The 7,607-nt window shown below is 53.8% G+C and carries 6 protein-coding genes; 2 read left to right on the top strand and 4 right to left on the bottom strand.

Going from position 1 to position 7,607, the window contains the following annotated elements; translation table 11 throughout:
- Together QZP87_RS15270 and QZP87_RS15265 are read left to right on the top strand one after the other, a co-directional pair.
- A partial coding sequence (locus tag QZP87_RS15270; protein ID WP_291323787.1) for a hypothetical protein occupies positions 1-245 on the top strand: 245 nt, incomplete at its 5' end.
- Positions 246-550: 305 nt separating this feature from the next.
- Positions 551-1,768 (top strand): Xaa-Pro peptidase family protein, encoded by a 1,218-nt coding sequence (locus QZP87_RS15265; RefSeq protein ID WP_291323786.1) that lies wholly within the window; start codon positions 551-553, stop codon positions 1,766-1,768.
- Between the two features lie 9 nt (positions 1,769-1,777).
- Here QZP87_RS15265 and QZP87_RS15260 read toward each other — a convergent pair whose 3' ends face one another.
- From QZP87_RS15260 to QZP87_RS15245, 4 genes are all read right to left on the bottom strand, one after another.
- Positions 1,778-2,188 carry a DUF1844 domain-containing protein gene (locus QZP87_RS15260; RefSeq protein WP_291323785.1) on the bottom strand — a complete coding sequence of 137 codons (411 nt, stop codon included), beginning with the start codon at positions 2,186-2,188 and terminating at the stop codon, positions 1,778-1,780.
- A gap of 60 nt (positions 2,189-2,248) precedes the next feature.
- On the bottom strand, positions 2,249-3,421 hold the full coding sequence (locus QZP87_RS15255; protein WP_291323784.1) for an aminotransferase class V-fold PLP-dependent enzyme: 1,173 nt from the start codon (positions 3,419-3,421) through the stop codon (positions 2,249-2,251).
- A 199-nt stretch (positions 3,422-3,620) separates the two neighbouring features.
- On the bottom strand, positions 3,621-6,158 hold the full coding sequence (locus QZP87_RS15250; protein ID WP_291323783.1) for a DNA polymerase I: 2,538 nt from the start codon (positions 6,156-6,158) through the stop codon (positions 3,621-3,623).
- Positions 6,139-7,197 carry a DHH family phosphoesterase gene (locus QZP87_RS15245; RefSeq protein ID WP_291323782.1) on the bottom strand — a complete coding sequence of 353 codons (1,059 nt, stop codon included), beginning with the start codon at positions 7,195-7,197 and terminating at the stop codon, positions 6,139-6,141. The genes QZP87_RS15250 and QZP87_RS15245 overlap by 20 nt, the downstream gene beginning before the upstream one ends.
- Positions 7,198-7,607 lie beyond the last annotated feature (410 nt).

The following is a 7,607-nucleotide window of genomic DNA, read 5'->3' as shown; positions in this document are numbered from 1 at the left end:
TTCCAAGGAGAGAAATTATGCCGACAAAAAATCCCAGAATAAATGTTGTCCTGGAAAGTGGACTGTATTCAGCCGTAAGCGATCTTGCAAAGCAGGAAGGTATATCAAAATCAATGGCTATCCGGGATCTGGTAAAAGAAGCCATGGAGCTAAGGGAGGATGTCGCCTTGACAGCTCTGGCTGAGCAAAGAGAACAGACATTCAATCCGGATACTGCCTTAAGCCATGAACAAGTATGGGGTTAAATACCATCCAGCTGTGAAGTCCGAGGACTTGCCCCGCTTATGCTCTGATATCAAATCAGGGATCAGGAAGACCATTGAGGAAAAATTATTGGCAACTCCCCACGAGTACGGTCTTCCTTTGAGGAAAACCCTGAAAGGTTATTGGAAACTCAGGGTTGGTGATTACCGGGACACTTTATTTGAACTCGAAGGGGACTGGCTCTTTTGCTGCCGGGAGCTCAGCCATTTTACGCTCCGGGCTGTATGCCTCCGGGCAGGTATCCCTGCCGCATGCAAAGCGCTAAACAGATACATAAGGAGTTTTTATGTTTGAAAGTCTGGAAAAGCTGCCCCTGGAGGAAATGCAGTCCAGGGTCAAGGCCTTTAAAAACAACATCATTGCCGGCGGCCTGGATTGCGGGGCTGTCATGATTTTTTCCCGCCTCAACATCTATTATTTCACCGGGTCTTTCGGAAACGGCCTGCTCTGGATCCCCATGCAGGGTGAGCCTGTCTTCCTGTGCCGCAAGGGACTGCAAAGGTTCAGCCTGGAATCCCCGTTGGAGCGGGTAGTGGCCTTCAGGTCATTCGGCCAGCTCCCGGACCTCCTGTCCGATTTCGGTCTCAGTGTCCCCGACAGGGTCGGGGCTGAGAAAATGGGCCTGCCCTGGGCCCTGGCCGAAAGCCTGCAAAAGAGGCTCTCCGGTCCGCTATTTGCCTCAGTGGACCAGGCCCTGGCCCTGACCCGCATGGTCAAGACTCCCTGGGAGGCCGAAAAGATGCTGCTTTGCGGCCAGAGACATCACCAAGCCCTGTATCACGTTTTACCGGGCATGATAACCCCCGGCATGACGGAACGGGACATCAGTATGAAGGTCTGGGAATGCTTTTTTCAACTGGGGCACCAGGGACTGATGCGCATGCAGAACTACGGGGAGGAAATATTTCTGGGACACGTCGCTGCCGGAGACAGCGCCAACTACCCCAGCGTGTTCAACGGCCCAGTGGGCCTACGCGGAGAACATCCAGCCATTACCCAGATGGGCTACGCCGGCAAAGTCTGGCAGGAGGACGAACCACTGACACTGGATTGCGGGTTTGCCCTGGAAGGATATCAGACCGACAAGACGCAGGTTTATTTACCCCGAAGCTGGAGTCCGCCGGAACAGGTCATCCAGGCCCATGAACTCTGCATCCGTATCCAGGAAGAAATTTCCTCCAGACTGCGCCCCGGCTGCAAGCCTTCGGAACTTTATCTCATGGCCATAGAGATGGCGGAAAAAGAAAACATGTCCGAGGGCTTCATGGGACTCGGGGGCAATAAGGTACCCTTCCTGGGACACGGTATAGGCCTGGCTGTTGACGAATTTCCGCCCCTGGCCAAGGGTTTTGACCACCCCCTGCAGGAAAACATGTTTCTGGCGGTGGAACCCAAGATCGGCATCCCCGGCAAAGGTATGGTGGGGGTAGAAAACACCTTCCGGGTCACCCCCCAGGGAGGTACGTGCATTACCGGAGACAACTTCGATCCAGTCAGGATATAGCTCTCGGCTTTACCTGGCCTTTTGCACGTATTTCATGCGGACTTCGAACAGAAAATCTTTCAGTTGCTGTTCCTCAACCGGAGTCAGGTTGCCCCTGGTTTTTTCCTCCAGCATAGCCAAAAGGTCAATGGTCTGTCTGGCCAGGGGCAGGTTCATTTCTTTCTCCTCGTTCTCGGGGTTGGGCATCTCTCCCAGATGGGCCAGGGCGGAAGTGCTCAGGGAAAACACAAAAGTAGAAAAATCCATACGCGGAAAAGAGTTTTCCCTGTCAGCAGCAACATGCTTGTAGTCATCCGCGGCCTTTTTGCGCTCCATCTTTTTTGCCTGGCTTTCCCCGGCAATACCCTCTACTGTGTCATCATCATCCTCGTAATTTATTCTGCGGTCAGTGACCTTGATGTTTTCTTTATACTCCTCCATCTGCAAAACCTCCTTTTTATCGGCCACAGGCACGAATAACTGTCCTTTCTGGTTTAATCATTATGCGCTTCCATCGGTTCGTTCTGATTCCCGGCTATGGTCGCAATAGGCCTGCCAGGCCTTTTCCAGGTAGTCCCTGGCACCGCATACTCCGTAACATTTCCGGTAGGCCTGGTAAAGTGCCGCCAGACCGGCCAAAATATCCTTCCAGCAAGTACTTCCGGAATGACCCATGCGCAGGACTCTTTCCTTAAGCTGCTTTTGTCCCCGGGACATTACTACTTTATAATCATTTCCAGCCGTTTGTAAAAGCCTTTCAGCATCAATTCCGGGATTCAGCCTGACACAGGTAAGTGCGGCAGAAAAATTTCTTTGCACCAAAATCTCCAGGCCCATGGCCTCTATTCCCGCCCTGGCCATGACACACAGGGCATTTGCCTTTTTTAGACGGCTGTTCAGCAGTTCCGGGGTCAACTCTCCCAGGGCCGCATCCAGGCCTGGCAGGATGTGCAGCCCTTCCCTGGAAAAAAAACTCCCGGTAAAAAGCCTCCCTCCGTCCAGCAAAAGCTCCGGGGGGACATCCGGGACAGAACAACCCCTGGTCTCATGGCTGAACAAGGCGCCTGGAGCCAGAAATACAGCACCTGGCAAAGTCATACTGTCCGCACCGGAAGCGCTCAGCACACAGTCAGCTCCCCAGGCCTCCTGCCTGCAAGCATGGGAAGCCAGAGAACCTGTTGCATCCACAATCAGCTTCTTCCTGAAAGACCTGCAAAGACCGGAAATTTCCTGAACCGGGTGCAGGGCCCCGGTGGACATCTCCACCCGGTTTATGATTACTCCGGATATCTCCGGCCAGCGTGTCAGGGTGTTCTCCACTTCCCCGGGTTTTACAGCCCGCTCCCAGGGTATAGGCAGGGCCACCACCTCCAGGCCGCAGGCCTGGGCCGCATCCGAGAGCTTCAGACCCTGAAGTCCAGCCTCCACCACCAGCACCACGCTGCCGGGATCAAACAGCCGTCTCATGACCTCCTGCCGGGCATCATCCAGCCCGCAAAGCATGATCCGAACATTTTCCAAGGTTCCCAAAAGAAGCTGCAGACCGGCATTAATCCTTTTGCAGGCGGCCTGCAACTCCGGTCCGGACATGCCATACACGTTCCGCCCCATGGCCCTGCGCACCTTTTCCGGCAAAGGGCCCGTTTCAGGCGTGAGATAAGTAACACTGTCCATAACTACTGCAACTCTTCCTTTCCAGGAAACCCGGTTCTATTTTAACACTACAGCGAAACCCTGTGTTAATTATCGCCTCGGCCACCGGGGACAGGTAGTTTTGCCGGTTGAAAACCTGTAATTGCTCAAAAAAATCTGGCGGAAAAAGAGCCAGTCCCCTCTCTCTTACCATAACTCCCATACTCTCCAGCTCCAGGACTCACCCATGAGTATCAGCCCAATTTTTTCCGATACCCCATTCCACCAGCAGGGGCACCTCCAGACTCTCTACCCCGGCCATGACCCGGGCCAGCCTCTGCCCGGCCTTTTCAGCAGCAGAAGCTTCCGCCTCCAGCAGAAGTTCGTCATGCACCTGCAGCACCATGACCGCTCCCAGGGACCCTAGTTCGGAGTCAGTGTCCACAGCCAGCATGGCCTTTTTGATAATATCCGCGGCCGAACCCTGGATGACGGTGTTCACCGCGGTACGCCTTGCCTGCTGGGCCAGGTTGGAGTTTCTGGAGTTGATATCCGGGAGAAGACGCCTGCGTCCGGCCATGGTGGTCACAAACCCCTGCTCCTGGGCCATGTCTTCAATTTTCTGGTAAAAGGCCCGCACCTTTTCCAGCTTGCTGAAGTAAACTCTAATAAACTCTTTGGCGGCTTCCATGGCGATGCCCAGTTCACGGCTGAGCTTTTGCGGCCCCATTCCGTACAACAGCCCGAAATTGATGGTTTTGGCTTTGCGACGTTCATCTTGACTTACCTGGTCGATATCCTTGTCAAACAGAAGCCCGGCAGTGCGACGATGGATGTCCTCGTTGCTGCTGAAGGCCTGCAGTAGATTGGGATCCCTGGACATGTGCGCCAGAATGCGCAGCTCAATCTGGGAGTAGTCCGCTCCCACCAGGAGCCTGCCCTGTGGTGCGGTAAAACAGGCCCGCATCCTGGGCCCGAATTCGCCCTTGATGGGGATATTCTGCAGATTGGGATTGCTGCTGGACAGGCGTCCTGTCGCCGTGGCCAGCTGGTTGAAGTTTGTGTGCAGCCTGCCCCGGGAGTCCACCTTTTTAGGCAGGGGCTCCAGGTAAGTAGAGCGCAGCTTTTCCAGGGTCCTGTACTGCAGTATCAGGTCTACTATGGCATGATCCCCCCGCATGGACTCCAAAACCACGTTGGATGTGGAGTCAGCCCCCTTGGGGGTCTTGCGCCTGGACTTGAATCCCAGTTCCTGAAACAGTACCTGGGCTGTCTGCTGCGTGGAGCGAATGTTGAATTTTCTACCCGCCATGGAATATATCCTGGCAGTCAGGTCCTCCAGGCTTTGCCTGACCTGGCTCAAAAACTCCTCGAAAGCATTTAGGTCAATGACGATTCCGGAGGACTCCATGCGGCACAACACCGGGACCAGCGGCATCTCCAGTTCCTGCATGAGTTTTAAGAGACCTGCAGTCTGCAGCCTTTCTTCCACCAGGCGTCCGATCTTCAGGGCCGCCAGGGCCCTGTTGTCCTGATGCACCCCGGTTGCCGGGGCATAGCTCCTGAATATTCTTTCAAAGCCGTAATCCCTTTCTTCGGGATTTAAAAGATACACCCCCAGGGAAATATCGAAAAAACCGGATACCGGCTCCTGCATCCAGGACGGTTCCATCTTTATGAGATCTTTGAGGGAAAACAGGTATTTTTTGCAATCCCTGAACTTATCCGCCGGGATTGAACCCTTGGGCAACTTCCATTCACCATCTTCCAGGGCCACCAGGTAATGTTCCCTGCCGGGAAAAATCCCCACCTTCCGCCCCCGGCAATCGGGCATTTTTTCATTATTCTGATTCACCCTGGCCACGCCCTCTATTTGCCCGCTCTCCTGCCGGCCCGCTCCCTGATTGCCAGGCAATTCATCCTTGAGGCTTTTGAACTCGTACCTGTCAAGAAAAACCAGGAGTTTTTCCATTTCCAGTGGCCCGGTTCTGAGGGAATCCAGGCCGACATGTTCTACGCTGTCCAGTTTCAGCCTGGTCAGCCTGCGGTACAAAAACACATCATCCAGGTGCTGCCTGATCTTTTCCTGCTCTCGGGGTTTTAATTGATCCAGCCCGGCCTGCAGGTGCTCCAGGGTTGGAAACTTCTTGAGCCAGTTCAGGGCGGTCTTGGGTCCCACCCCGGGAATGCCCGGGATGTTGTCGGAGCTGTCACCCACCAGGGCCTGGTAGTCCGGCCACTGCACCGGTTCTATACCCATCTCCTGCTTGAAGCCCTGAGAATTCATGGGCTCGGGGTTTTTTGCCCCGGGATCCCAGAGGTAGACCTGCTCATCAAGCAACTGTTTCAGGTCCTTGTCCGAAGCTACTATTACCACCGGGTGCTGTCTCTTGAAAATCTCAGTATAACCTGCAATAAGGTCGTCGGCTTCCATGCCCTGGGACACATATCCCGGCACTCCCAGGAGATGCACCGCTTCCTGCAGGGGCTCTATCTGCACCGACAATCCTTCTGGAATACCGGGACGCTGGGCCTTGTAACGGTCATACAATTCGTGTCGAAACGTCGGGCCTTTCCCGTCCAGAAAAAACCCCATGTAAGCCGGGCTTTCCTCCTTGATAATCTTTAAAATCATGCGCATGACTATGAAAATGGCATTGGTGGGAAAGCCGTCGGAACGCTTCAGGTCCGGGTAGGCATAAAAAGCCCTGTACAGGAAGGAACTACCATCGATCAAAAAAACCGGCTCACTCGTATACTCAATTTTTTCCCTGATCATGACTCCTTCCTGGCTTTTTTGCCGATTTGTCTGCATTGCCTGCACCGAATGATTTCTTTTTGCGACTTCTGACTTCGGCCAGTCGCTGCAGAATAAACTGCTGGGCATGTTTCTGATCTACTTTTTCCAGGGGAATCTCGGCCCTGGCCATCTGCTTGTGTCCCCCGGCAGGCCCCAGATCCTTGAACATCTTGCTGGAGAGCTTGCCCATGTCCCTGCGCATACCGTCCCCCCTGAAAATGACCACGAGCTTATCACCGTGAATGCCACTGATTATATCCCAGGAGATGTTGTGCACCCGCAGAAAAAAATCCGCCAGGATCACCAGGATGTCCGGGGAATCCACCTTGCCCATGAAAACCGTGGCCCCGTTGCTCATGAACTTGATCTTGCGGAATGCCAGGGAAAAGTACTTAAGCCACTCCTTGTGAAACTCGGACCTGATGATATTCTGCATAAGCAAAGGGTCGTAGAACTTGGTCAGGTACCTGAATGCCCGGATATCCACATCTGAAAAGGTACGTTCAAAGCTCCGGGTATCGGTCTTGATGCCGTACACCAGGGCCGTGGCCAGCAGCTTGCCCGGCCGGATCTTCATGTTGTACAGGTATTCCGTCAGAAGGGAACTGTTGGCCCCATACTCCGGGATAATCTCCTGGTATTCCGCCTGAACCGGGTGCTGTTTGTCCAGGGGGTGGTGATCCAGAACCACTGAAAAATCGATGCGCTCAAAGTCCTTGTGATGATGCGGCTGGGAATCCACCAGGGCGAACTTGTCGTACTGGGGCAGCATTGGTGGGCTGAACTTCTGGACTGGTATGCGCAGCAGCTTGATCATCTCCAGGTTGTCCGGCCTGGAAATCTGGTTTACATGCGCTATGCCCACGGAGTGTACTTTTCGGTACAACAGTCGCTTCAGGGCCAGAGCCGATGCCAGGGCGTCCGGATCAGCATTGACAAGAATGAGCAGCCGCTCTTTCTTTTTGAAAAGTCCCTGCAGCTTAGCCAGACGATTATCCAGGCTGCGAAAATATGCCATAACTCCTCTCTGGCCAGGGACAATGTGCTTGATCCCAGGCCGTTAAAGATGTCTCAAGGCCTTCAGCCTTGGAAGAAACCCCTTTAACCTGAGTGTAAAACAGATGCAATGTCAATTTGAAAACCCAGGCACCCCGGTCCGCCGCCGGCCATAACTATCTTATTACGTATCTGTTCAGCGCTTTGCCTGTATCACGGCATACAGCCCGGAGGGAGGCTGGCTCTCCCTGCAGGTTTTTTCAAATATGCTGAAATTTACCCTGCAACGCAGCTTACAAAAAAATATTCAATGTATCTGTTTAGCGCTTTTAAGGAAAGCAGGGGACAGGCACTCCGGGACCCACTTGAGCATCATTTTGTGCTTAAAATATCTCATTTTTTGGGTCAAGTGGGTCCCGGAAGAGCCAGTCC

The organism is Desulfonatronospira sp., assembly GCA_003563255.1.
Lineage (GTDB): Bacteria > Desulfobacterota > Desulfovibrionia > Desulfovibrionales > Desulfonatronovibrionaceae > Desulfonatronospira.
This window is presented reverse-complemented; position numbering and strand designations above follow the sequence as displayed.

Excerpts from the sequence above, each read along its gene's own strand:
- QZP87_RS15245 (WP_291323782.1), bottom strand. The coding sequence starts at position 7,197 with ATGGCATATTTTCGCAGCCTGGATAATCGTCTGGCTAAGCTGCAGGGA.
- QZP87_RS15265 (WP_291323786.1), top strand. The coding sequence starts at position 551 with ATGTTTGAAAGTCTGGAAAAGCTGCCCCTGGAGGAAATGCAGTCCAGG.
- QZP87_RS15250 (WP_291323783.1), bottom strand. The coding sequence starts at position 6,158 with ATGATCAGGGAAAAAATTGAGTATACGAGTGAGCCGGTTTTTTTGATC.
- QZP87_RS15255 (WP_291323784.1), bottom strand. The coding sequence starts at position 3,421 with ATGGACAGTGTTACTTATCTCACGCCTGAAACGGGCCCTTTGCCGGAA.
- QZP87_RS15260 (WP_291323785.1), bottom strand. The coding sequence starts at position 2,188 with ATGGAGGAGTATAAAGAAAACATCAAGGTCACTGACCGCAGAATAAAT.